The sequence below is a fragment of the Ammoniphilus resinae genome (assembly GCF_017873965.1).
GTDB classification, from domain to species: domain Bacteria; phylum Bacillota; class Bacilli; order Aneurinibacillales; family RAOX-1; genus Ammoniphilus_A; species Ammoniphilus_A resinae.
Genome location: NZ_JAGGKT010000001.1, coordinates 772,668 through 795,644, shown reverse-complemented (window position 1 = coordinate 795,644; position 22,977 = coordinate 772,668). Strand labels below are relative to the sequence as shown.

The window sequence follows — 22,977 nt, the reverse complement described above, 5'->3', positions numbered from 1 at the left end:
TTTTTTTTTTTCGTGCAAAAAAAAGAGCGGGTTATCTATTCGATAACCTGCTCTTTACTAGATTTTTGATCTTGCATCTTAACTTAATGACATTGTCCCTTGGGAACCTCTTTTTCTCAATTAATTCAATAGACTCGCATATTGTTGACGCAAGCGACCCATCGCTTTCGAATGGAGCTGGGAAATCCGTCCCGTCGTAAGCCCCATTACTTCCGCTGTTTCCGAAAAGGTTAATTCTTCATAATAAATCATCGAAACGACTAGTTTTTCTTTCTCTGGTAATTGATCAATACATTGGGCCAAGAATCGCTTTTCTTCTTCCTCCTCGATAAGTTGCTGCTGATTTAGAGCCTGTTCATCCACTACTTTGGCCAGTAAATTTTGCTGTTCTTCATCTTGCGAAGCTGGCTGATCCAAGGATACGATCTGACTGGCGTGCAATTGAGAAGAGAATTGAACGATTTCTTTGCTGGAAAGACCTAAGTAATGGCCAATTTCCTTTTGGTTTGGCGGACGTTGCTGTTGTTGTTCTATGTCGCGGTAGGCACTCTCCCATTTTTTAATTTTCTCCCGAACAGAACGTGGAACCCAGTCCACATCACGCATCCCATCGATCATCGCGCCGCGAATCCGCGTCGTGGCATAGGTTTCAAAGGCTAAACCGCGTGCGTGCTCATACTTGTTTAGCGCATCTAATAACCCTAGTGATCCCCAACTCACCAGGTCATCCTTGTCTATCATCTGCGGAAGATTCATCTTCAAGTTCTGAGCGGTTCGATAGACCAACGGCAGATACCGTTCAACCAATTGTTCCCGAGCGTTGGGATCTTTCCATTCCTGCCAGGCCTGCCATAGAGAATCTAGTCGTATTTTCATTTCTCTTTTTTGATCGTTCACACCCATCCCCACCCTTTTTTAAGACGTTTTATGACTCGTTCGTCCATTGTCGAATGACTTGGCTCGCCTTATTGATGTCTGTAGCATTCATGGGTTGAAATTCATCCGCTGGATTTTCTTCTTCTACCCTCTTTTCTTCAATCATTGGTTCCTCTATTTCAGGTTCCTGCGGTGAACCGAACCGGGCGAACAAAAATCGTGGAAGGTATCCTAGCAGGAAAAAGAAAATAAAGGAGTAGCAGGAGCGCATAACAGAAACAAAATACGTATTGTGTTCAAGAGAAAAGAAGAAAGATAGGATGAAGGCGAGGGCCCCTAATCCGGTATTCCATTTCCAACTGCCAATCATCTTCATCACCCCTTCCCTCTACTGTTTAACCATGCGAACCAATCTCTGGATGAAGCCTTTCATCCCTTTGTCGTCGGACTGGACCGCTTCTGCACCCGATAAGTAGCTCTGCGCGATTTCCTTTATTCCTTTAGAAGCTGCACTGTTCGGATAAGCCACATAAAAAGGGGTTTGATTTTTTACTGCCTGCATCACTTGGCTGTCCTCCATTAAGTACCCCAGTGTTCCGATCTCTAATTGAAGGAATTTTTTTGATACGAGTTGGATTTTCTCGGCAACGGTTCTTCCTTCCTGATAGGATTGAACCCTGTTCACCATCAGACGAATTTGAACGGATGGATTTCTTCCATGGAGGATCTTCACCATGGAATAAGCATCTGTAATCGCGGTGGGCTCGGGTGTCGTCACCAACAACACCTCATCTGCCGCCAGGATAAATCGTAAGGACTCTTGTGAAATTCCTGCCCCTGTATCCAACAAAATAAAGTCGGCATACCCTTGCAGCCGTTCTAACTGTTGAAAAAATTGGTTCATTCCTTGTTCTTCTAGCTTCAGAACATCCTGAAAGCCTGATCCGCCTGCGATATATTCCAGACCAAAGGGACCTTTTTCAATCACATTCCAGATCGAGTAATTCCGATGAATGATATCTAGTAAGTTTGACTTAGGGGACAAGCCCATCAGAATATCAATGTTCGCCATGCCGATATCCAGGTCGATAATCACGACTTTTTGTCCCTGGGCCATCAGTGTCAACGCAAGGTTCACACTAAAATTAGATTTCCCTACTCCGCCTTTTCCACTAGTTACCGCAATCACTCGAGTTGGCTTGGGTTGTTTTTTCTGCTGCAAAAATTCTCTCAGACGCTCAGCTTGATCCATGGTTGTCTGCAACTCCTAACATCATTCTCGCTATTTTCTCAGACTCTATCTTGCTGATGTCTTCAGGCACATTTTGGCCTGTCGTTACATAAGCCAATGGATAAGGATAATGAAAGGCTAGATTTAATACCGCCCCGTAAGATAAAGTCTCATCCAGTTTGGTCAGGATTAACTTGTCGATTGGAAATGTTGCAAAATGATCAACGATGGTTTTCATGTCGCTGTATTTAGAGGTTAGGCTTAAAACCAAATAGTTTTCCTGGACAACCTGCTCGGCCAAGTATTTTCCAATCTGCTGCACATATTGCTCATCCTGATAATTCCTGCCGGTTGTATCCATAAAGATCAGATCACAATTTTGCATATTCTTCATCGCCTTATTCAATCCATCCGGTGAGAATACCGTTTCTATAGGGACATTGAGAATATTGGCATAGGTTTTTAATTGCTCGACAGCGGCAATCCGGTACGTATCCGTCGTGATCATACCGACACGACGGTCATGATGAAGCATCTGATGTGCCGCCATTTTGGCAATCGTCGTCGTTTTCCCTACTCCTGTTGGTCCCACAAAACTGACCATATTGACAGACTTCTCAATTTTAGGCTCTAGCAAGATGCCTTCCTTCATGATCTTTTCGATTTGGGTAAGCAGATTGTCACGAATCGCATCTGGTTCCGCCTGTTCAATCGATGGGAATGACCGTAATGTCTGTTCCACCAGATAGTCAATGACCTTCTGGTCAACTTCTTGCTCTTTTAATCGCTGCATCCATTTGCCTAGTGGTTTAGGAACCTTTTCTTGGCCACCACTGCCAGATGCTATCCCGATTAGCAGTTCTTTCATTCCCTGAATTTCTTTCAAGACTTCTGGTTGTGGTTCTACCCGCGACAAAACAGGAGATTTTTTCTCCGGTACAAGAGAAGGCTTCTCGGGCACTGCTTTAGGTTGAGAAGCTTGTTCCGCGGGGACCGCTGCGATCACTTCAATTTGCCTCTTGCCAAAGATCCCTAAAAATCCACTCTTCCGAATTTCCTTTGTATTCAAGATGACTGCTTGGTCCCCCAGCTCCACCCGTATTTTCTGTAAAGCGGAAGGCATGGAATCAACGACATATCTTTTTACCTTCACAGATTCACCACTCCAATGTTTTGAACTTCTACATCAGGCTCGAGTTCGTTATAGGATAAAACAGGGACATCCGGCATAATTCTTTCTACTAATTGGCGAATATGCATACGGATAGCCGGTGTCGTCAGGAGGATCGGCTGGGCGCCTAACTGCAGGCTTCGTTGAAACTGTTCACTTAGTGCTTCATGGATTCGATGCACACTTTCCGGATCCAAGGTTAAATATTGTCCCTGTTCCGTTTGTTGCAGTCCGTCAGTAATCCGTTTCTCCAAACTTGAACCTGCCGTTAACACCTGAATCGGCTCACCCGGCTTTGCATATTGCTGTGTAATCTGTCTCGATAGAGCTTGTCTCACATACTCCGTTAAAACTTGGATGTTCTTGGTATAACTTGCATAATCGGCCAAGGTTTCAAAGATCGTAATCAAATCACGGATGGAGATTTTTTCTCTTAACAAGTTCTGTAGCACGCGCTGAACGTCTCCAACGGATAACATCGATGGGATGAGTTCGTCCACCAGCGCAGGATGCGTTTCCTTCAAGTGATCGATGAGTTGTTTGGTTAATTGACGGCTTAATACCTCATGCGCATATTTTTTAATGACTTCTGTCAGATGTGTGGCAACCGCAGATGGCGGATCCACCACGGTATACCCGTATAATTCCGCTCTTTCCTTCATTTCCTCATTCACCCAGAGGGCCGGCATCCCAAAGGCGGGTTCAATGGTTTCAATCCCCACGATCTCCTCATCATCCATCCCATGGCTCATCGCCAAGTAATGATCCAAGAGAATTTCCCCTTTGGCCACTTGGTTGCCTTTCAGTTTAATGACATATTCATTTGGTTTGAGCTGGATATTGTCACGAATTCGGATGACCGGAACGAGAAAACCCATTTCCAAGGCAAATTGTCTGCGGATCATGACCACCCGGTCCAGTAGATCCCCGCCCTGCTTGGCATCTGCCAAGGGAATCAAGCCATAGCCAAATTCGAATTCAATAGGATCCACTTGCAGCAAGCTCATCACGTTTTCCGTTCGGCTTAGACCCTCTGTTTCTTCCCCTTCTGTCTCTACAACCGCTTCTTCTTGGTTCTTCTGCTGTGCCCGCTGCATCTGATATCCGCCAAAGGCAATTATCGCGGCCAAAGGCCATGAAGTAAAAATTCCAATCGGTGTAAACAATCCCAGCAAACCGATAGTTCCCGCAACGATATACAATAGTTTGGGGTAGGAGAAGATCTGGCTGGTAATGTCCTCGCCTAGATTCCCATCAGAAGCCGCTCTTGTTACGACAATACCTGTGGCAGTAGAGATTAGTAGTGCAGGTATTTGGCTGACCAACCCGTCACCGACAGATAGAAGAGTAAAGGTACTGGCGGATTCCGCAAAGCCCATATCGTGGATCGTCGTTCCAATTACGAAGCCGCCTAAAACGTTAATAATAAAGATAATAATCCCGGCAATCGCATCACCCTTGACGAATTTGCTGGCTCCGTCCATCGCTCCGTAGAAATCAGCTTCACGTTCCACATTTCTTCTGCGCTCTCTTGCCTCTTGATCACTGATCATCCCTGTATTCAAGTCCGCATCAATACTCATCTGTTTTCCTGGCATCGCATCGAGGGTGAAGCGTGCTGCAACCTCCGCTACGCGTTCAGACCCTTTGGTAATCACAACGAATTGGATGATAATAAGAATGAGGAAGACGACAAATCCAACAACATAATTCCCTCCGACCACGAATGAACCGAAGGCCTCGATGACCTTTCCTCCATCGGCACTCGAAAGAATAGATCGGGTAGTAGACACGTTCAAGGCCAAGCGAAACAAGGTCGTTAATAACAGTAAGGAAGGAAAAATGGAAAATTCCAACGGTTCCTTCGTATTCATGGCGACTAATAGAATCGTTAGGGACAATGACAGATTGATGATTAAAAGAAAATCCAACAGCATCGTCGGCAATGGGATGACCATCATGACCACGATCATAATCACGGCTGCCAAGACGGCAAAATCTTTTAACTTCATTACCTCACCCCCTCCTTCATCACACGATTCCTTTCAAGCGATAGACGTAAGCTAACACTTCCGCGACCGCTTTAAATAGGTCTTCTGGGATCTGTTCCCCCATTTCGGCATTGGCATACAATGCGCGAGCCAACGGTTTATTTTCCATCATAATAACCTGATGTTCCTTCGCTATTTCTTTAATCTTCAAGGCAACGAAATCCTTCCCTTTGGCTACCACCATGGGCGCCTGCATTTCCTCTGCCCGGTAGGCAATCGCTACGGCAAAGTGGGTCGGGTTGGTAATGACCACGTCCGCGTTTGGGATCTCACTCATCATTCGGCTCATCGCCATCTGACGCTGTTTCTCCTTAATCTTTCCCTTGATCAGCGGGTCCCCTTCCGTCTTTTTATATTCATCTTTAATGTCCTGTTTAGACATCCGAAGTTGCTTTCCATGATCATATTTCTGATACATATAGTCGAATATGGCCAACACTACTAGCAAGAGGGCAATCACCACCCCGAGTTTCATGGCCGTCGTATTGATGAACTGGGCCGCTTGACCAATTCCCTTATCATAGAGCTGAACCAATTCTCCTTTTGCCCCCCATAAAAGATAGAAAGCAACCGAAGAAGTTAATAGAATCTTTAAAATCGATTTGAACAACTCGACGAGTGAACGCATGGAAACAATCCGCTTGGCTCCTTCGATCGGGTTCAATTTTTCTAGTTTCATCTTCAGCGGCTCACCCGTGAAGAGAAACCCAATTTGCACGTAATTAGCAAGAATCCCGGCAACGAATGTAATCGCAAAGATGGGTGCGATCATCTTCACTGCTTCCCATGATAATTGTTTAAAAAGAATATCTGCCGTGTCCGCGGTCACATCCCATAGAAGATATTCCGAAAAGCTGCGCAGAAAAATTCCGCGGAAATGTGTCCCGAGATATCCTCCAAGAAGCCAAATTAAAAGGAAGACGAACAGTAAAATAAAGGCGGATGGCAGTTCAGCGCTTTTCGCTACCTGCCCTTTTTTCCTTGCATCTTGTAATTTTCGCGGGGTTGCTTTTTCCGTTTTTTCTCCGGAAAAGAACTGGAGTTGAAGTTGAACGTAATTACGCTCCATATCGATCCTAGGCTCCTAAAATGTGAATGATGGCTTGCATGGATTCCATCATGTCCTTGAATAACTTCTGCAGAATGAGAAAGAATCCGGGCAACACCAAAAGAAAGATGATGAAGTTGACCATCACTTTTAACGGCATCCCGACAACAAAAACATTCATCTGCGGGACCGTTTTAGCCACAATGCCCAGAGCAACATCCACCAAGAATAAGGCACCCGCTACGGGTATAGCCATTAGAAAGGCCACTTCAAACATGCGGCTGAACGATTCAACAAGATAGGTAGAAACCCTGCCATCGCTTAGGGCTGGAGTCCACTGATTCACCGCGATCCAATCAAAACTGTAAAAAATCCCTTTGATCAGTAAGTGGTGTCCGTTCAAAGCCAGTAAGAAAAGCGTTGCTAACACATAATTCAGCCGTCCCGTTAAAGGTGTCTGAATGCCGGTTTGTGGATCAAAAATATTCGCCATCGCAAAGCCGATTTGCGTATCGATGAAGATCCCGGCCACCTGGACAGCATAAAACAGCACGGAAGCAACAAAACCGATCACAATGCCGACGAGAGCTTCTTTGATGATCAACGTCCAATAGAAACTATCCAACACCAATTGTTCCTGGCTATTTACTTGTGGGAATACCAGAATGGTCAAGAAAAATGAAAGTCCGATTTTGTAGTGAATGGGAATACTACGGCTTATAAAAATAGGAGCCGTCATAAAAAATGAGCTAATGCGAATGAAAATCAATAAAAATAGCGGCAAATCATTCAACCAGTTCATATCACTATCCTATATACCGGTGTAATTGATTGAAATAACTGGTAGCAAAATCGATTAAATGGTTCAGCATCCAGGGACCAAAAAATAGGATTGCCAAAAACGTTGCAATGATCTTTGGGATAAAAGCCAACGTTTGTTCCTGAATTTGGGTAGTCGCCTGAAAAATACTAACCAATAACCCAACGATAAGGGCTATCGCAAGTACGGGAGTACATAGAATGAGAATCATATAAACGGTATTTTCTGCGATACGAACCACGACGTCCGGACTCATTGCTAATGTACCTCCTTTAGAAGCTTAGCAGCAAAGATTTGACTACGAGATACCATCCATCTACTAAAACAAATAATAGAATTTTGAAAGGTAATGAGATCATCACTGGGGGAAGCATCATCATCCCCATTGCCATTAAAATACTAGCTACGACCATATCAATGACCAAGAATGGAAGAAACAGAAGGAATCCCATCTGAAATCCTGTTTTTAATTCACTGATCGCATAAGCAGGAACAAGCGTTGTTAGCGGGATCTCCTGGATACTGCTGTACCTCTTCTTTTCATCATATTGGGCAAAGAGGGCAAGGTCCTTCTCCCGAGTATGTTTGGCCATAAATTCCTTGATCGGAATCGTTGCTTTGTCATAAGCTTCTTGTTGCGAAAGCTCCCCCTTCACATACGGTTGAAAAGCCGTTTCATTGATCTGTGAAATGGTGGGGCCCATAATAAACAACGTCATGAAAAAGGCTAGTCCGATTAACACCTGATTGGGCGGCATCTGCTGGGTTGCCAAGGCATTCCGTAAAAAGGAAAGAACGATAATAATTCGCGTAAAACAAGTCATCATGATCAGGATGGCTGGTGCAATCGATAAGACCGTCAGGAGCAGCAAGATGCGAATCGTCAAAGCAACATCCTGGGGTTCACCGGATGCTCCGATATTCAAATTCATCCCTGGGATGATCACCTGATCCGGTGCAGCATAAGCCGTGCTGCCAGTTAAAACGAAGACAAACAAAACGGTAAACAGGAGGACTCTATTCATGTTTCTTAGGCCCCTCTTCCGTTTGCTTTTCCCATCGCTGAAGATTGGACGCTCCACCCGAACCCATTTCCCTTAATTGGTCTTGCAAAAGATCTTCCCAGCTTTTCTGTGCTGGTTCGCCCTTGCTAAACCATCGTTTTGTATTCAACAAGGAAGGGGTTTCTGCCATTGATTCAAAACTATCCAAAATGAGATTGTATTCCTCTCCCTTTTCAATCGTACGAAGAAGTTGGACATTCTCCCCAATGCCTAAAATATAGATGGTCTGTCCAATAAGCACTGCCTGAATCGAGCGATTTGCACCGACCACACATCCCCCCAAAACATGGAAGGGTCCCCGTGATTGCATTTGCCTTGTTTTGGTTCCCCAGAATTTAAATAACAGAAAAATAAGAGCGATAATAAAAACAAGGGAAAAGACCAATTTTACAAGGAATGGGAAGAGGGATAATGATGTATCTTCCTCTGTAAGCGTTGTTTGTTCCTTCTGATTTGATGGTTGTTCTGTGATGTTCCCTTTTCCACTTTCGATGGCATCATATACTGAAGTAGGTTGTGCAGCCTCCATCGTCCCCGGAAAGCTAATCGATAAGAACAAAAACAAAGGAATTAGGATGCGTATTAACATAGCAATTCGTGACCTTCTTATCTATTTTAATTGATTTAACCGGGTCTTCTGATTCACGATATCCATAATTCGGACACCAAAATTTTCGTCAAGAACGACCACTTCCCCCATCGCCATGCGATGATTGTTGATGATCACATCTACCCGTTCCCCCGCCAGTTTATTAATTACAAAAACAGATCCCGGCTCCAAAGCTAGAATATCCTCAACCCGCATCATGGTACGGCCTAATTCCACTTTCAACTCCAACGGAATATCCAATAATAATTCTAATGGATTTTTCTTCCTTTCCGGTTGATTCCCGTCAGGAAATGGGGAGAACTGGACGGCTTGAATCTTATTTGGATTATCATTCATCACCCTGGTTTCCTTTCTGAAAAGATATCGCTGTTCGAAGGGTTGTATCCTTATAAAATTGTTTTGATTTGCCAACCACTTCATCTACCCGTTCTTTCACGGCTATTTTTTTTCCATTAGCTAAAGTAATAATTGTATCCGGGGTTTCTTCCATCTGTTCAATATGCCACGCATTGAGAATGAAGGACTTTCCGTTTAATTTCGTTAGTTTAATCATGATTGACCCCACTAAGGTGTTTTAAGCAGTTCGGATGTGATCTTTGCTGCCAAATCCGGTTCCATCTTGGCTAGAATTTCACCACGCTGATCCTGCTTCATCCCTTTCATTAAGGATGCGGCCTGTTCCAACGGCATTTCTGCGATGATTGGTGCGGCTTTCCCCGCAGACATGGAGGCATAGACTCCAGATGTTTCACGCTGCGCTTTCTGTTTCTGTTCGGTCTGTTGCTCTGTGGTCTTCTGTTGCAGCTGCGCTACTTGCTGTTGCAGTTCTTTAATTTTTTGATCTTTTTCCGCAACCTCTTCTTTCAAAGAAGCCTGTTTATTCATTTCCTCTTGCAGTTTTTGCTTCATCTCCTGCAGCTGCTTACTGGTTTCCTCAGCTTTTGCTGTTCCTGAAGATTGCTCCACCTGTTTTATCTCACTTGGAGGAGGGTCGCCCGGTATGGCCTTTTCCACATAAGGGATGGTATTTCCCCATTCGAAAAGTTTCCCCTTGAGATCATAGCCCAGAAACTGAAGAAGGATCCCCGTGAGAATGGCGGTGAAAAGAAGCGGAAGAAGAATCATGTAAAAAAACCATTCCAATCGGGTATGGTATTTTTCTTCTGTATTCTCCACAAACATTCTCCTTACCTATTGCATTTTTTGCTGTCGAAAATACCGGGTGGTCGCCAATTCATCCAGCATTTCTTGCTCTTGCTTCAGTTGCTGTTGCCGAAATTCTACAAATTGATTTTGCTTCCATTGCTGCCAGACTTTTTCATCTTTCGATTTCTCCATCAAAACCGTCTGTCTTTTCTCTACTTCCTTTGAACTAAGATGCAGCCGTCTTTGCAAACGAAGAATCTGCTGTTCAAGAAATTCCATATATCTTTGATGTTCATGCAGTTCCGCCACCTTAAATTCCTTCCGCTCTTGGTGGTTTTGTTGGACAGCTTCCCGCTTCTGCAACCAACCGTTTATTTCTAACTCAATGTCTTGCTGTTTCTTCAGGCTCAACCCTAATTCTTGCTGGGCTTGCTGCTTTTCTTTCTCCTTCAGGTCCAATACTTTTTGCAAGGGAAACCGATACGTCAATTTGCCATCACCCCAAACTGTTCAATTAATGCATCTATCGTCTCGTGAAAAGGGGCCGATTCCCGAACATCTTGCTTTAAGAACTGATCAATCACACCTTTATACTGAATCGATCGATCGATATCTTGATTGCTCCCTCTTTTGTAAGCACCTATATTAATTAAATCTTCTGCATCCTGATAGATCGCGGCCAGCCTTTTAAGTTGCTCTGCTGCCTGCTGATGTTCCCGCGGAACAATATCCTTCATCACCCGGCTGACACTGCTTAGAACATTAATCGCGGGGAAAAGTCCTTTATGAGCGATTTTTCGATCGAGCACGATATGTCCATCTAAAATCCCGCGCACCGCATCGGCAATCGGTTCATTCATGTCGTCCCCATCAACAAGTACGGTATAAAAGGCCGTGATGGACCCTCTTGGACCTGTGCCTGTTCTTTCCAAAAGCTTAGGCAGCATGGCAAAAACAGAAGGTGTATATCCTTTTGTTGTAGGTGGTTCGCCAATCGCCAACCCAATTTCCCGCTGTGCCATGGCAAACCGTGTTACAGAATCCATCATGAGATTCACATTTAATCCAGAATCACGGAAGTATTCAGCAATCGCGGTCGCAATCATTGCCCCTTTGATTCGAATCAATGCCGGTTGATCTGACGTAGCCACGATGACAACTGACTTGGCCAAACCATCCTCTCCAAGGTCCCGCTCGATGAAATCGAGCACTTCCCTTCCTCGTTCCCCAATTAAGGCAATCACATTGACATCTGCATCCGAATTGCGAGCAATCATCCCAAGCAGCGTACTCTTCCCTACACCGCTTCCTGCGAAAATTCCAATCCGCTGTCCTTTTCCAATCGTCAGCAAGCCGTCGATTGAGCGAACCCCAACCCCCATTGGTTCAGCAATTCGTGGACGGGTAAGCGGATTAGGCGGGGCATTATCCGTAGGAACTTCAATCAGTCCATAAGGAAGTTTAGTGCCATCCAATGGCTTTCCTAACCCATCCAACACCTTGCCAAGTAATTCCATTCCTGCTCGAACCATCAAAGGCTTTCGCGTGGCGATGACATCACAGCCCGGTCCAATCGCCCCTACTTCTCCCAAGGGCATGAGAAGTACGTTTTCCCCTCGGAAGCCAACGACCTCAGCCTCAATCGGTGGGCGGGAGGCGGCAGGTGAAATGAAACAAAGATCCCCAAGCTTTACATCCGGACCTCGGGATTCGATCGTTAATCCGATCATCTGTGTTACTTTCCCATTCGTTCGGATCGGATCAATCAAAGAGAGCTGATGAATATATTTCTCAACGGTGAATCTTTCCATTTCTATTCATCCCCCGTTAAGCGAATCAGCGCCTCGCGAATCTCAGAAAGTTGCGTTTCGATACGTGCATCAAGGCTTCCCTGGGAAGTTCGAATAATGCATCCGCTTGTGGTCACTGTTGGATCCGGCACAATTTTCAATTCTGCTCGTTCATCAACAATGGCGCGTAATTGCTGACGCTGATCCTGTACATAGGCAAACTGTTCAGGATTCACATGCACCGAAATCTGTTCTCTTTCCTTTGTCCGGGTAATCATTTGCCTTACCATTTCGACAATGGTCTCGGGGTGTGTTTGCAGTTCCTGGCCAATGACTTTCCGTGCAATTTCCATGCTCAACCGCAGTAAAAAGGGCTCCGCTTCCTCGATAATTTGCTCTTTTTGTTCAAACGCCTGTTCTAGCAATCCTGTGATTTGCGTAAGCTTTCCTTGATATTCCTGTTCAGCAGCGGTATATCCCTCTTGCTTGCCTTCTTCAAATCCTATTTTGTATCCTTGTCTTTGCGCTTCATCCTCGATTTTCTGAACTTCTTGCTGTTTTTCATTCCACCATCGGGCGATTTCTTCTTCTGCCTTTTTCTTTTCAAAATGTGTCTCAGCTTTCGCTTTTTCAATCAGGTCTCGGGCGATCTCCTCTGCGTCAGAAATAATACGATCCGCCAGACCTCTTACCTGCTGCAATTCATCTACCGCAGTTTCAACTGGATCATCCGTCCCAAGGGAATCCGATAAATGAGGAATTTGGTAAACCCTTAACTCGCTTATGGGTGGAACCGCTCCCGATTTATATACCCTAGACAATGATGTCATCTCCTCCACTGCGTGAAATAATAATCTCGCCATTCTCCTCTAATCGACGAATCGTCGCGACGATGCGGCCTTGTGCTTCTTCCACATCACGCAAACGCACAGGTCCCATATATTCCATTTCCTCCCGGAAGGTTTCCGCCATCCGATTGGACATATTGCGGAAGATAGCCGCTTTTACATCTTCGCTTGATGCCTTCAAGGCTAACTGCAAATCCTGATTTTCCACATCGCGGATCACGCGCTGAATCGAACGATTGTCAAGGCCAACGATGTCTTCAAAGACAAACATTCGTTTCTTAATCTCTTCAGCCAATTCTGCATCTTGAATTTCTAATGTATCGAGGATCGTTTTTTCTGTTCCACGGTCCACACCATTCAAAATTTTTACAATTGATTCTACTCCACCCGTCGAAGTGTAATCATCGGTGACAGTGCTTGATAACTTCTGCTCCAACACTCGTTCTACTTGGGTAATCACTTCCGGCGAAGTCTGATCCATCAAGGCGATTCTTCTTGCCACATCCGTTTGCCGCTCAGCAGGAAGTGAGGATAGAATTAATGAAGCCTTGTCGGGATCTAAATAAGATAGAACAAGGGCGATCATCTGCGAATTTTCATTTTGGATAAAGTTAAGAATTTGACTTGGATCTGCCTTACGCGCGAAATCAAATGGACGTAGATGTAAGGTAGATGTTAAACGTCCGATCACATCTGCTGCCTTTTGTTTTCCTAAAGCTTTTTCCAACACTTCCCTAGCATAGAGGAGTCCGCCTTGACTGATATAATCATTCGCCAAAGCCATTTGATGAAACTCCTCCATCACTATTTCCTTATCCTCAGGACTAACTCTCCTTACCCGGGCTAATTCAAGCGTCAACTTTTCCACTTCATCTTCACGAAGATGTTTAAATACCTGGGCTGATACCTCAGGCCCCAGGGCAATCAGGAGCATGGCCGCTTTTTGCTTTCCCGTCATTCCCACTTGCTTCTCACTCCCGTTCCTCGATCATCCACGTCCGAAGTAATTGAACAAATTCTTCAGGTTTTTGTTTCGCCATATTTTCCAAATTTTTCCGGAGGATGTCCTCTTGCGATGGTTCCATCTGCACTGGTGGCGGAACAAAGTCCTGAGCTTCGATTCTCATCTCTTCTGCCCGTTTTTTCTCTTTTCGCGAACGAAGGACAATAAACAATACCGCTGCGACGCCTAACAAGATCGCTCCGGCAATCGCCCCATAGATCCATAGCGGGGTCGGTTCCGAAGGTTCAGCAACGGGTTCTTTGCCAGCGAAGGCACGCGGGAATACGGAAATTCGATTATTGATATCCTGGTCTGTTAGCCCTGGTCGATTACCCAATGCTGTTCGCACTACGTTCGTCAAGATGTTTTTAATATTGTTCTGTGTTTCTGGTGTCAATGAAGCAGGATCGTTCGCATTTGGCGGCTCCACGCCGACATTAATGGTAAGGTCCTCAATTTTATAGGGACTTTGGGTTATATCTCGGGAAATCCGATTGACTTCATAATTGACACGGTTTTGTAGTTCTTCATATTCGCTTTGTCCATCGGTCGTCGCAACGTTTTGAACAACATCCGCTTCGCCTGTTCCATCAATCCCCCCGGGGCCTTTCCCATCCCCTTTAAACGTCTTGGAAATCTTCTCCACACTAATCGCGATTCCGTCCTCGTTTTCCGGATTGACCGGTTCAACCAGATTTTCCTGTGATTTGATCTGGTCAAAATTCAGCGAAACGAATGTATGCACAAGAACCTTATCCTGTCCCATAATCGTGCCTAGCAACTGCTGCAGTTGACGTTGAATATCTCGTTCAACATTCTGCTTAATCTTTCGCTGTTGCTCAAATTCCGCCAATTGTTGGGTCCCATTATTGGTATCCCCCAGTTCAAGCAGTTCACTATATTGATCCATGATCACGATATTTTCAATGGGCAGGTTTGGCACACTGCGTGAAACAAGATAATAAAGAGCACGAATCTGCTGCTGATTCAGATCTTGTCCAGGTTCTGTCTCGACAACGATCGAAGCGGTCGCTGCTTCTTTATCCCCTTCTTGTATGAAGATGCTCTCTTGGGGAAGGGTGATCATCACTTCTGCATTCTTAATCCCCGACACTCGTTTGATCAATCCCGCCAGTTCATTTTGCATCGCGTCCCGCTCGATTACATCTAACTGACGGTCTGTTGCCCCGAAGGTCATATTTTGACTAAATACCTCATAGCTGATCGACCCATTCTTCGGTAAGCCCTGGGAAGCTAAAAAAACCAACATGTCCGGCGCATCCTTTTGGGGAACCAGAAGTTGGGTGCCCGTGGGTGACAACTTGTAATCGGTATACCCTTTCCCATCTAACGCAGCCTTGATATCCCCGACTTCTCTCTGACTTAATTCACTAGAGTAAAGAGGGATATAATGTGGCCTGGAAACAAAAAAGATAAAGACTGATAAGGTTATAAGTACAAAAAGAAAAGTACCAATGATAATCCATTTATTTTTGCGGCCTAACTCCCGCCAGTAATTAATGAATTTATCTTTTGTTTCCTGCAAATTTAATAATATCTGGTTCATCCTCTACCCCGTCACTTTCCTGTCTCATGATGTTGAAGACTAAACCTGCATCCGCATAATCTCTTGATATGCTTCAAGCGCCTTATCTCTCACTTGAACAGTTAACTGCAAAGCTATCGAGGCCTTCTGAGCAGCAATCGTCACTTCATGAAGATTGTTGACTTCTCCCGTTGCCAGTTTGGCAGTAAGATTTTCCGATTCTAGCATTTGCTTATTGGCATCGTTTAAATATTGACTTAATACTTCCGAGAACGATTCTTTCGTTTGCGGAGTTGGAGTTTTATGTATAGCACTGCCCGAATTCGTGATCGGAAACTCAAGTCCAATTCGATTCAAATTCATTTAAAAACCCACCTCTTACCTTCCTATTTCCAATGCTTTTAAATCCATATTTTTTCCTGCGTTAAACGCCGTAACATTTGCCTCATAGGCTCTTGTGGTGCTTAATAGATCTACCATTTCTTTCGTCATGTCGACGTTCGGCAGCATAACGTACCCATCTTGATTCGCATCCGGGTGTTCCGGATCATAGACCTGCTTAAAAGGGGTTTGATCCTCGACAATTCGCGTAACTCGGACACCTCGGCTTTCATTTCCCTGCTGCATAGCAGTCTGCAGGAAGTTCGCGAATGGACCGCCTCTTGGTTCAACTTCTACCATTTTTCGACGGTAGGGAACCCATTCTCCGTTCACCATCTGGCCTCTCGTCGTTGTGGCATTGGCAATATTGGAGGAAATAATGTCCATCTTTAGTCGCTGTGTAGTTAACGCTGATCCACTAATGTTTAGCTGTTGAAACAAAGACATCTTTGATTATCCCCTTCCCTTAATCGCCGTTTTCAAAAGATTGAATTCGTGGTTTATCTGTTGGGCCATGGCGTTATACCATAAGGAATTTTTCGAAAGAGAAGCCATTTCATAATCGACATCTACGCCATTACCGTCATTGTTCATTACAATATCCTCAGTTTTTAGAGTCGGTGTCGGTAGCACGGACGATTTCCCAATCGGGATATGTCGTGTATCTGTACGGCGTCCAACAAAATCTGAAGAGTTTTGATCAAGTGCCATCTTAAGTTGCTCTTCAAAGGCCACTCTCTGCGGTTGATAGTCAGGTGTTCCGGAATTTGCAAGATTATTAGAAATCGCCCTTTGACGCATTGAAGAGGCATCCAACGATCGTTCCAAAATATTTAGCAAAGGTATACTCATTCTGTTCCCACTCACTCCTTGATCCCATAAATGTCATTTAACACATAGATGTTCCATAATGGATTATAACAGAGAAATGACATTTATCGACAGTTTATTGCAAAATTTACGTAAAAAAATCCATTTATAGAACTTTAGTAATAAATTGTACCAAAAGTATAACAAAGGTCCTACCCGAGTGGATAGGACCTTGTTTTTCCATCTATTCAACTTAAGATGACTTCAATTTTGCAAGCTCTGGCAAAAGCTTATCATTTAATACTTTAATGTAGGTACCTTTCATCCCTAGTGAACGGGATTCGATTACACCGGCACTTTCCAATTTCCGCAGAGCATTAACAATTACAGAACGGGTAATTCCTACACGATCGGCAATCTTGCTGGCAACCAACAATCCTTCCTTGCCGTCCAATTCCTCAAAAATATGTTCTACTGCTTCTAGTTCACTATAGGATAGGGAACCAACAGCCATTTGTACAACAGCCTTGCTTCTAGCTTCCTGCTCAATTTCCTCAGCACGTTCGCGGAGAATTTCCATCCCTACAACCGTTGCTCCAACTTCTGCAAGAATTAAATCATCATCATTGAAGGTACCATTGACACGTGCCAATACAAGGGTTCCAAGGCGATCCCCACCACCGATAACTGGAACAAGTGTAGTTAAACCATTGCTGAACATATCTTTCATTTCTACTGGAAAAGCTGTGTATGGACTATTGATATCCAAGTTTGCAGAAGTTTCTTCTACCTTAAGCAATTGATTGCTGTAGTCACCAGGAAATCTTCTTTCTTGAAGCATTTCTTCCAGGCGGTCATTATGAATCTCTTGAACATTGGCGTAGCCCAAGATTTTCCCTTTTCTGCTTAATACAAAAATGTTTGCTTCGATCACTGTGCTTAATACCTCTGCCATTTCCATAAAATTAACAGGGTGTCCAGCCGTTTTCTGAAGCAACCGGTTGATTCTGCGAATTTTTGCTAATAAATCCATTTCATTTCCTCCTAATTCATTTCTTTTTTCATTTTATAAGATGTATTGAGACAAATCCTTATTTTTTACAATTCCCTGCAGTCTTTCTTCAACATATTGCGGAGTGATGAGAATTTTCTCCATCGTAATATCCGATGCATTAAATGAAAGATCTTCGAGTAATTTTTCTAGGATCGTATGTAAACGTCTTGCCCCAATATTATCTGTTGAATCATTGACTTCTTTTGCCATTTCTGCGATTTCCTTAATAGCTTCGTCAGAAAATTCGATTTTTATTCCTTCGGTTTCTAAAAGTGCTGCATATTGTTTTAATAACGCATTTTTTGGCTCTGTTAAAATACGTATAAAATCATCTGCCGTAAGACTTTTCAATTCCACGCGAATCGGAAATCTCCCTTGAAGCTCTGGAATTAAATCAGAAGGCTTAGAAATATGAAAAGCACCTGCAGCGATAAACAGGACATGGTCAGTTTTGACCGGCCCATATTTTGTATTCACTGTAGATCCTTCCACAATCGGGAGAATATCCCGTTGTACGCCTTCCCTTGAAACATCGGGAGAACCGCTTTCCTTGCCAGCAATTTTATCGATCTCATCAATAAAGATAATCCCGGTTTCCTCGGCGCGATGCACAGCTTCCTGGTGGACCTCATCCATATCAATTAGTTTCTGAGCTTCTTCCTGTGTAAGATACTTCCGGGCTTCCTTAACCGTCAGCTTCCGCTTTTTGGTCTTTTTCGGCAAAATATTCCCCAGCATTTCCTGCATATTCATTCCCATTTGCTCTGTACCTGGAGCCTGGAAGAAATCAAACATGGCAGGCATGGAATCTTCTACTTCTACCTCTACCATATGATCTTCCAGTTCACCTAACGCTAACTTGTGGGCAACCTGACGACGTTTTTGGTCCAGTTCCTTGTCATCCAAGGCAGCCGAAGAATTTCCGTTGGTACTATCCGTCTGTTGGTTCTGGTTCTGAAAGAACATTTCAAAAGGATTTTTAAAAGACTTGCTATTTTTGGGTGACGGCACGAGAAGGTGGACCAATCTTTCTTCAGCTTGTTTCTCTGCTCGGTCCTGGACCTTTTCGATCTTCTCCTGTTTGACAATGCGGACCGCGGTTTCTAATAAATCGCGTACCATCGATTCCACATCTCTGCCAACATACCCTACTTCTGTGAATTTTGTTGCCTCAACCTTGATAAACGGGGCGCCAACTACCTTTGCCATTCTGCGTGCGATCTCTGTTTTCCCGACACCTGTAGGTCCAATCATGAGAATGTTTTTGGGTACAATCTCTTCTCGTAGTTCCTCAGGGAGAAGACTGCGTCGATAGCGATTTCGCAAAGCGATGGCAACGGATTTTTTGGCTTCTGATTGACCGACAATATAACGATCTAGCAAATCAACTATTTGTCTTGGAGTATAACTGTCCGTCTTGTTCATCCCTTCCACCCCTTCTTATTCAAGTTCTTCGACAACCAAATTGTGATTCGTATACACACAAATATCTGCTGCGATATGGAGGGCGGCTTCGGCCATCTCCTTCGCGTTCATCGTCTCTGCAGCGAAGCTTTTCAGTGCACGACCAGCAGACAAGGCATAGTTGCCACCTGATCCAATGGCTAATAGGCCGTCATCTGGCTCAATGATTTCTCCATTGCCAGAGAGCAAAAGCAAGTGTTCCTTATTCATCACAATCATCATTGCTTCTAGTCTGCGTAATACCCGGTCTGATCTCCATTCCTTGGCTAATTCAACGGAGGCACGCGGAAGGTTCCCATGGAATTCTTCCAATTTTCCTTCGAATTTTTCAAATAAGGTAATGGCATCGGCAACAGAACCGGCAAAACCAGCAAGCACTTGACCACGGTATAATCGTCGAACCTTTTTGGCTTTACTCTTCATCACTACACTATTCCCAAATGTCACTTGGCCATCTCCAGCCATTGCAGCTTGGCCTTTATGATGAACAGCAAAAATCGTTGTAGCATGAAATGTCATATCCAACCTTCGACAAGCCCCTTTCTATTAGAGGTGAGAAGTGAAAGGTGAGCTGAGCCTGCACTTTCCCAGAATGCCAATGGGAGCTGCCTTTCACAGCTCCCATCAAGCATATTAAATATTAACACAATAGGGACATCATTGGCAACTTAATTGTGGAGGTTTCCGGTAAAATTCTGAATAATCGTCAATGCCCGGTCTGCCATCGCCTTAATTCGCTCCTGCTTGTTCTTTATCCTCTTTTCCAAAGGAGGCAATAAGCCAAAATTAGCATTCATTGGCTGAAAGTTGCTCGCACTGGTGGATGTAATATAGTGAGCCATACTTCCAATTACAGTTTCTACAGGGAAGACGAATGAATCCTCACCTCTCACCAAACGAGAAGCATTGATCCCGGCAATTAAGCCTGCCGCCGCTGATTCGACATACCCCTCAACACCAGTCATTTGACCGGCAAAAAACAAATTGTCTCTGCCCTGATACTGATAAGTTGCCCTCAATAGTTTAGGACTGTTGATAAAAGTATTCCGATGCATCACGCCATAACGAACAATTTCTGCATTCTCCAAACCAGGAATCATTCGAAATACCCGTTTTTGATCTGGCCATTTTAAATGGGTTTGAAAACCAACAATGTTAAACAATGTACCCGCGCTGTTGTCCTGCCTTAATTGGATCACGGCATAGGGTTGTTTTCCTGTTCGCGGATCGACAAGACCGACGGGTTTCATCGGGCCAAATAAAAGAGTTTGCTTCCCGCGCCGGGCGATTTCTTCGATCGGCATACACCCTTCAAAAAAGATCTCTTTTTCAAATTCTTTTAGAGGAGCAACTTCGGCTGTAATTAATGCCTGGTAGAATTGTTCGAATTCATCCTCATTCAAAGGACAATTAAGGTATGCTGCATCTCCTTTGTCGTAACGGGAGGCAAGAAACACCTTGTCCATATTAATCGATTCCTTTTCAATAATCGGTGCTGCAGCATCATAAAAATACAGATACTCTTCACCTGTTAAGCTTTTTAATTGACTGGATAGCGCTTCAGATGTAAGCGGTCCAGTTGCAATGACGCAAATCCCATCGGGGATTTGCTCGATTTCTTCGTTGACCACGGTAATATTCGGATGGTTGCGCAGGGCGTCCGTTACAGCCGCTGCAAACTCATGCCGGTCAACCGCCAAGGCTCCGCCTGCCGGAACAGAACAAAAGTCTGCTGATTTGATGATGACGGAATTTAAATGGCGCATTTCTTCTTTCAAAATCCCTACGGCATTGGTTAAAGAGTTGGCTCGCAGGGAATTGCTGCAAACCAACTCAGCAAATTTATCGGTATGGTGCGCAGGGGTTTGCTTGACCGGACGCATTTCATAAAGTCTTACCTTGACCCCATTCTCGGCGATTTGCCACGCTGCCTCACTTCCAGCCAACCCTGCCCCGACAACCGTTACCCAATCATTCATTTAATCGCTGACCTCCATATAATCACAAGCTATACACTGCACGTTGGCCTGTTTCTTCTTACCCTTCTTTTCAACCAGCATGGATGAGCATTTTGGGCATTTTCGCTCAATTGGTTTATCCCAGGAAACAAAATCACACGCTGGATAATGACTGCATCCATAAAAGATCCGTTTCTTTTGGCTCCTTCGTTCAACAATCATTCCTTCACATTTCGGACAATGGACACCGGTTTCTTTCAAAATCGCTTTTGTATTGCGACATTCCGGAAATCCTGAACAAGCTAAGAACTTTCCAAACCGCCCCATCTTATAAACCATGGGTTTGCCGCATTTTTCACAGACTTCATCGGAAACTTCGTCTTCGATTTCTATTTCCTGCATGTGTTGTTCAGCAACTTCTAACCGCTTTTCAAATCCTTCGTAAAACCTTTCCAACACTTTGACCCAATCAATTTGACCTTCTTCAACAAAGTCCAAATCCTCTTCCATCTTCGCAGTAAATTTCGGGTTCAGTATTTCCGGAAAGAATTCAACCATAAGTTCTGTGACAATCTCACCGAGCTCCGTTGGGACAAATCTTTTCTCCTCCAAAGCCACATAGCCACGCTTTTGGATGGTTTCTAACGTTGGCGCATAGGTACTGGGTCTGCCTATCCCTAATTCCTCAAGCGTTCTAACTAATCTGGCTTCAGAATATCTTGGAGGCGGCTGTGTAAAATGCTGCTTCGGGTCGATTTTATTCAAGGAAAGGATTTGGCCTTCCTCAAGAGGTGGCAGAATATTATCCTTCTCTTCTTTTCCGTCATCGTTTCCTTCTACATACACCTTCATAAACCCAGGAAAGTTTACTTTCGAACCATTGGCACGGAAGGTCGCTTCTCCAACTGCAATCGTTACCGTCATCGTATCGAGAATCGCCGATGCCATTTGACTGGCAACTAAGCGTTCCCAGATCAAACGATAAAGCCTGAGCTGATCCCTTGATAAATACTCCTTTACCGAATCAGGTGTACGATAAATGGAGGTTGGTCTGATCGCCTCATGTGCATCTTGCGCATTTTCTTTTTGTGCATGGGTTCGCGCCTCTTCTAGCGAATATTGTTTCCCAAATGTTTCCGTTATAAAGCTTTTAGCCTCATCAATAGCTGTTTGGCTAATCCGTGTTGAATCCGTTCTCATATAAGTAATTAAACCAACGGAACCCTCTTTCCCCAATTCGATCCCTTCATACAATTGCTGGGCGACCATCATCGTTTTAGCGGCACGGAAGTTTAATTTTCTTGCCGCTTCCTGCTGTAAAGTACTCGTTATAAAAGGAGGAGCGGGATTGCGTTTGCGTTCACGTTTTTTAATTTCCTTAACGACAAAGGGAGCATTCCCCATTCTTTTCAATAAATCTTGAACATCTTGTTCATTTTTTAGCTCTGCCTTTTTCTCTTCAAATCCATAAAATTTAGATTCAAAAATTTCTTTACTATCTCCTTCTAAAAATGCCGTGACGGACCAATATTCTTCCGGAACAAATGCTTTAATCTCATTCTCCCGATCGATAATTAATTTAACGGCAACCGATTGAACCCGTCCTGCACTCAAACCCTTCTTGACTTTCTTCCAAAGTAATGGACTAATCTTATATCCAACCATCCGGTCTAAAATTCTTCGTGCCTGCTGGGCATTCACAAGATCCATGTTGATTTGACGCGGCTGTTTGAAAGCCTCTTTCACAGCCTGTTTCGTGATCTCATTAAACACAACCCGGCAAGGTTCACTCTGGTCCATGTTTAAGCTGTGCGACAAATGCCAAGCAATAGCTTCCCCTTCACGATCAGGGTCAGCTGCAAGATATATTTTCTTTACTTTTTTTGCAGCATCCCGCAATTCTTTGAGTACATCTCCCTTTCCCCGAATGGTTATGTATTTCGGTGAAAAATGGTCCTTGAAATCCACACCCATTTGGCTTTTAGGGAGATCACGAACATGCCCCATCGATGCTTTAACAATATATTTTTTTCCAAGATATTTTCCAATTGTTTTTGCTTTTGCGGGAGACTCCACAATAACTAGGGCTTCGGCCAATTTGTCCTC

Annotated in this window: 26 protein-coding genes; all 26 read right to left on the bottom strand. The window is 44.1% G+C overall.

The window, feature by feature from the left end:
- Positions 1-120: 120 nt before the first annotated feature.
- The 26 genes from J2Z37_RS03920 to topA all read right to left on the bottom strand — a co-directional run bounded on the left by J2Z37_RS03920 (position 121) and on the right by topA (position 22,968).
- Positions 121-897: a FliA/WhiG family RNA polymerase sigma factor gene (locus J2Z37_RS03920; protein ID WP_342453775.1), complete on the bottom strand. Its 777-nt coding sequence runs from the start codon at positions 895-897 to the stop codon at positions 121-123.
- Positions 898-925: 28 nt separating this feature from the next.
- Complete coding sequence (locus J2Z37_RS03915) at positions 926-1,246, bottom strand: hypothetical protein (protein ID WP_209808870.1); 321 nt, start codon at positions 1,244-1,246, stop codon at positions 926-928.
- A gap of 18 nt (positions 1,247-1,264) precedes the next feature.
- Entirely contained in the window at positions 1,265-2,128 is an 864-nt protein-coding gene (locus J2Z37_RS03910) for a MinD/ParA family protein (RefSeq protein WP_209808869.1), read from the bottom strand.
- On the bottom strand, positions 2,115-3,260 hold the full coding sequence (flhF, locus tag J2Z37_RS03905) for a flagellar biosynthesis GTPase FlhF (RefSeq protein WP_209808868.1): 1,146 nt from the start codon (positions 3,258-3,260) through the stop codon (positions 2,115-2,117). Before flhF ends, J2Z37_RS03910 begins: the two co-directional genes overlap by 14 nt.
- On the bottom strand, positions 3,257-5,290 hold the full coding sequence (gene flhA, locus J2Z37_RS03900) for a flagellar biosynthesis protein FlhA (RefSeq protein ID WP_209808867.1): 2,034 nt from the start codon (positions 5,288-5,290) through the stop codon (positions 3,257-3,259). Before flhA ends, flhF begins: the two co-directional genes overlap by 4 nt.
- Positions 5,291-5,309: 19 nt before the next feature.
- Positions 5,310-6,398, bottom strand: a complete 1,089-nt coding sequence (gene flhB, locus J2Z37_RS03895; RefSeq protein WP_209808866.1) for a flagellar biosynthesis protein FlhB — start codon at positions 6,396-6,398, stop codon at positions 5,310-5,312.
- 7 nt (positions 6,399-6,405) lie between these two features.
- Positions 6,406-7,179 carry a flagellar biosynthetic protein FliR gene (gene fliR / locus J2Z37_RS03890; RefSeq protein ID WP_209808865.1) on the bottom strand — a complete coding sequence of 258 codons (774 nt, stop codon included), beginning with the start codon at positions 7,177-7,179 and terminating at the stop codon, positions 6,406-6,408.
- A gap of 4 nt (positions 7,180-7,183) precedes the next feature.
- Complete coding sequence (gene fliQ, locus J2Z37_RS03885) at positions 7,184-7,453, bottom strand: flagellar biosynthesis protein FliQ (RefSeq protein ID WP_209808864.1); 270 nt, start codon at positions 7,451-7,453, stop codon at positions 7,184-7,186.
- Between the two features lie 16 nt (positions 7,454-7,469).
- Positions 7,470-8,222 carry a flagellar type III secretion system pore protein FliP gene (gene fliP / locus J2Z37_RS03880; protein ID WP_209808863.1) on the bottom strand — a complete coding sequence of 251 codons (753 nt, stop codon included), beginning with the start codon at positions 8,220-8,222 and terminating at the stop codon, positions 7,470-7,472.
- Entirely contained in the window at positions 8,215-8,850 is a 636-nt protein-coding gene (locus J2Z37_RS03875; RefSeq protein ID WP_209808862.1) for a flagellar biosynthetic protein FliO, read from the bottom strand. Before J2Z37_RS03875 ends, fliP begins: the two co-directional genes overlap by 8 nt.
- Positions 8,851-8,871: 21 nt before the next feature.
- On the bottom strand, positions 8,872-9,207 hold the full coding sequence (fliN, locus tag J2Z37_RS03870) for a flagellar motor switch protein FliN (protein ID WP_245203506.1): 336 nt from the start codon (positions 9,205-9,207) through the stop codon (positions 8,872-8,874).
- Positions 9,200-9,424, bottom strand: coding sequence for a flagellar FlbD family protein (locus J2Z37_RS03865; protein ID WP_209808860.1), 225 nt, complete (start codon positions 9,422-9,424; stop codon positions 9,200-9,202). Before J2Z37_RS03865 ends, fliN begins: the two co-directional genes overlap by 8 nt.
- An 11-nt stretch (positions 9,425-9,435) precedes the next feature.
- On the bottom strand, positions 9,436-10,047 hold the full coding sequence (locus tag J2Z37_RS03860; RefSeq protein ID WP_209808859.1) for a MotE family protein: 612 nt from the start codon (positions 10,045-10,047) through the stop codon (positions 9,436-9,438).
- 15 nt (positions 10,048-10,062) lie between these two features.
- Entirely contained in the window at positions 10,063-10,506 is a 444-nt protein-coding gene (gene fliJ / locus J2Z37_RS03855) for a flagellar export protein FliJ (RefSeq protein WP_209808858.1), read from the bottom strand.
- Entirely contained in the window at positions 10,503-11,828 is a 1,326-nt protein-coding gene (gene fliI / locus J2Z37_RS03850) for a flagellar protein export ATPase FliI (protein ID WP_209808857.1), read from the bottom strand. The genes fliJ and fliI overlap by 4 nt, the downstream gene beginning before the upstream one ends.
- A 2-nt stretch (positions 11,829-11,830) precedes the next feature.
- Entirely contained in the window at positions 11,831-12,628 is a 798-nt protein-coding gene (locus tag J2Z37_RS03845; protein WP_209808856.1) for a FliH/SctL family protein, read from the bottom strand.
- Positions 12,621-13,613, bottom strand: a complete 993-nt coding sequence (fliG, locus tag J2Z37_RS03840; RefSeq protein ID WP_209808927.1) for a flagellar motor switch protein FliG — start codon at positions 13,611-13,613, stop codon at positions 12,621-12,623. The genes J2Z37_RS03845 and fliG overlap by 8 nt, the downstream gene beginning before the upstream one ends.
- 13 nt (positions 13,614-13,626) lie before the next feature.
- On the bottom strand, positions 13,627-15,225 hold the full coding sequence (gene fliF, locus J2Z37_RS03835; protein ID WP_209808855.1) for a flagellar basal-body MS-ring/collar protein FliF: 1,599 nt from the start codon (positions 15,223-15,225) through the stop codon (positions 13,627-13,629).
- A 39-nt stretch (positions 15,226-15,264) separates the two neighbouring features.
- On the bottom strand, positions 15,265-15,567 hold the full coding sequence (gene fliE, locus J2Z37_RS03830; RefSeq protein ID WP_209808854.1) for a flagellar hook-basal body complex protein FliE: 303 nt from the start codon (positions 15,565-15,567) through the stop codon (positions 15,265-15,267).
- Positions 15,568-15,582: 15 nt separating this feature from the next.
- Positions 15,583-16,032, bottom strand: coding sequence for a flagellar basal body rod protein FlgC (flgC, locus tag J2Z37_RS03825; RefSeq protein ID WP_209808853.1), 450 nt, complete (start codon positions 16,030-16,032; stop codon positions 15,583-15,585).
- Positions 16,033-16,038: 6 nt separating this feature from the next.
- Positions 16,039-16,437, bottom strand: a complete 399-nt coding sequence (gene flgB / locus J2Z37_RS03820; RefSeq protein ID WP_209808852.1) for a flagellar basal body rod protein FlgB — start codon at positions 16,435-16,437, stop codon at positions 16,039-16,041.
- Between the two features lie 211 nt (positions 16,438-16,648).
- A complete protein-coding gene (gene codY / locus J2Z37_RS03815; RefSeq protein ID WP_209808851.1) occupies positions 16,649-17,428 on the bottom strand; it encodes a GTP-sensing pleiotropic transcriptional regulator CodY in 780 nt (259 codons plus the stop codon).
- 33 nt (positions 17,429-17,461) lie between these two features.
- Positions 17,462-18,874, bottom strand: coding sequence for an ATP-dependent protease ATPase subunit HslU (gene hslU, locus J2Z37_RS03810; RefSeq protein WP_209808850.1), 1,413 nt, complete (start codon positions 18,872-18,874; stop codon positions 17,462-17,464).
- 15 nt (positions 18,875-18,889) lie between these two features.
- Positions 18,890-19,432, bottom strand: coding sequence for an ATP-dependent protease subunit HslV (gene hslV / locus J2Z37_RS03805; RefSeq protein ID WP_209808926.1), 543 nt, complete (start codon positions 19,430-19,432; stop codon positions 18,890-18,892).
- A 149-nt stretch (positions 19,433-19,581) separates the two neighbouring features.
- The gene (gene trmFO / locus J2Z37_RS03800) at positions 19,582-20,892 is read right to left on the bottom strand and encodes an FADH(2)-oxidizing methylenetetrahydrofolate--tRNA-(uracil(54)-C(5))-methyltransferase TrmFO (RefSeq protein ID WP_209808849.1); all 1,311 of its coding nucleotides are present in this window, start codon (positions 20,890-20,892) and stop codon (positions 19,582-19,584) included.
- Complete coding sequence (gene topA, locus J2Z37_RS03795; RefSeq protein WP_209808848.1) at positions 20,893-22,968, bottom strand: type I DNA topoisomerase; 2,076 nt, start codon at positions 22,966-22,968, stop codon at positions 20,893-20,895.
- Between the last annotated feature and the right edge of the window lie 9 nt (positions 22,969-22,977).

Bases quoted from the DNA above. Each gene is read 5' to 3' on its own strand.
- J2Z37_RS03915 (WP_209808870.1), bottom strand. From the start codon at position 1,246: ATGATTGGCAGTTGGAAATGGAATACCGGATTAGGGGCCCTCGCCTTC.
- J2Z37_RS03910 (WP_209808869.1), bottom strand. From the start codon at position 2,128: ATGGATCAAGCTGAGCGTCTGAGAGAATTTTTGCAGCAGAAAAAACAA.
- flhA (WP_209808867.1), bottom strand. From the start codon at position 5,290: ATGAAGTTAAAAGATTTTGCCGTCTTGGCAGCCGTGATTATGATCGTG.
- flhB (WP_209808866.1), bottom strand. From the start codon at position 6,398: ATGGAGCGTAATTACGTTCAACTTCAACTCCAGTTCTTTTCCGGAGAA.
- fliR (WP_209808865.1), bottom strand. From the start codon at position 7,179: ATGAACTGGTTGAATGATTTGCCGCTATTTTTATTGATTTTCATTCGC.
- fliQ (WP_209808864.1), bottom strand. From the start codon at position 7,453: ATGAGTCCGGACGTCGTGGTTCGTATCGCAGAAAATACCGTTTATATG.
- fliP (WP_209808863.1), bottom strand. From the start codon at position 8,222: ATGAATAGAGTCCTCCTGTTTACCGTTTTGTTTGTCTTCGTTTTAACT.
- J2Z37_RS03875 (WP_209808862.1), bottom strand. From the start codon at position 8,850: ATGTTAATACGCATCCTAATTCCTTTGTTTTTGTTCTTATCGATTAGC.
- fliN (WP_245203506.1), bottom strand. From the start codon at position 9,207: ATGAATGATAATCCAAATAAGATTCAAGCCGTCCAGTTCTCCCCATTT.
- J2Z37_RS03865 (WP_209808860.1), bottom strand. From the start codon at position 9,424: ATGATTAAACTAACGAAATTAAACGGAAAGTCCTTCATTCTCAATGCG.
- fliI (WP_209808857.1), bottom strand. From the start codon at position 11,828: ATGGAAAGATTCACCGTTGAGAAATATATTCATCAGCTCTCTTTGATT.
- fliG (WP_209808927.1), bottom strand. From the start codon at position 13,613: ATGACGGGAAAGCAAAAAGCGGCCATGCTCCTGATTGCCCTGGGGCCT.
- fliF (WP_209808855.1), bottom strand. From the start codon at position 15,225: ATGAACCAGATATTATTAAATTTGCAGGAAACAAAAGATAAATTCATT.
- fliE (WP_209808854.1), bottom strand. From the start codon at position 15,567: ATGAATTTGAATCGAATTGGACTTGAGTTTCCGATCACGAATTCGGGC.
- flgC (WP_209808853.1), bottom strand. From the start codon at position 16,032: ATGTCTTTGTTTCAACAGCTAAACATTAGTGGATCAGCGTTAACTACA.
- flgB (WP_209808852.1), bottom strand. From the start codon at position 16,437: ATGAGTATACCTTTGCTAAATATTTTGGAACGATCGTTGGATGCCTCT.
- codY (WP_209808851.1), bottom strand. From the start codon at position 17,428: ATGGATTTATTAGCAAAAATTCGCAGAATCAACCGGTTGCTTCAGAAA.
- hslU (WP_209808850.1), bottom strand. From the start codon at position 18,874: ATGAACAAGACGGACAGTTATACTCCAAGACAAATAGTTGATTTGCTA.
- hslV (WP_209808926.1), bottom strand. From the start codon at position 19,432: ATGACATTTCATGCTACAACGATTTTTGCTGTTCATCATAAAGGCCAA.
- trmFO (WP_209808849.1), bottom strand. From the start codon at position 20,892: ATGAATGATTGGGTAACGGTTGTCGGGGCAGGGTTGGCTGGAAGTGAG.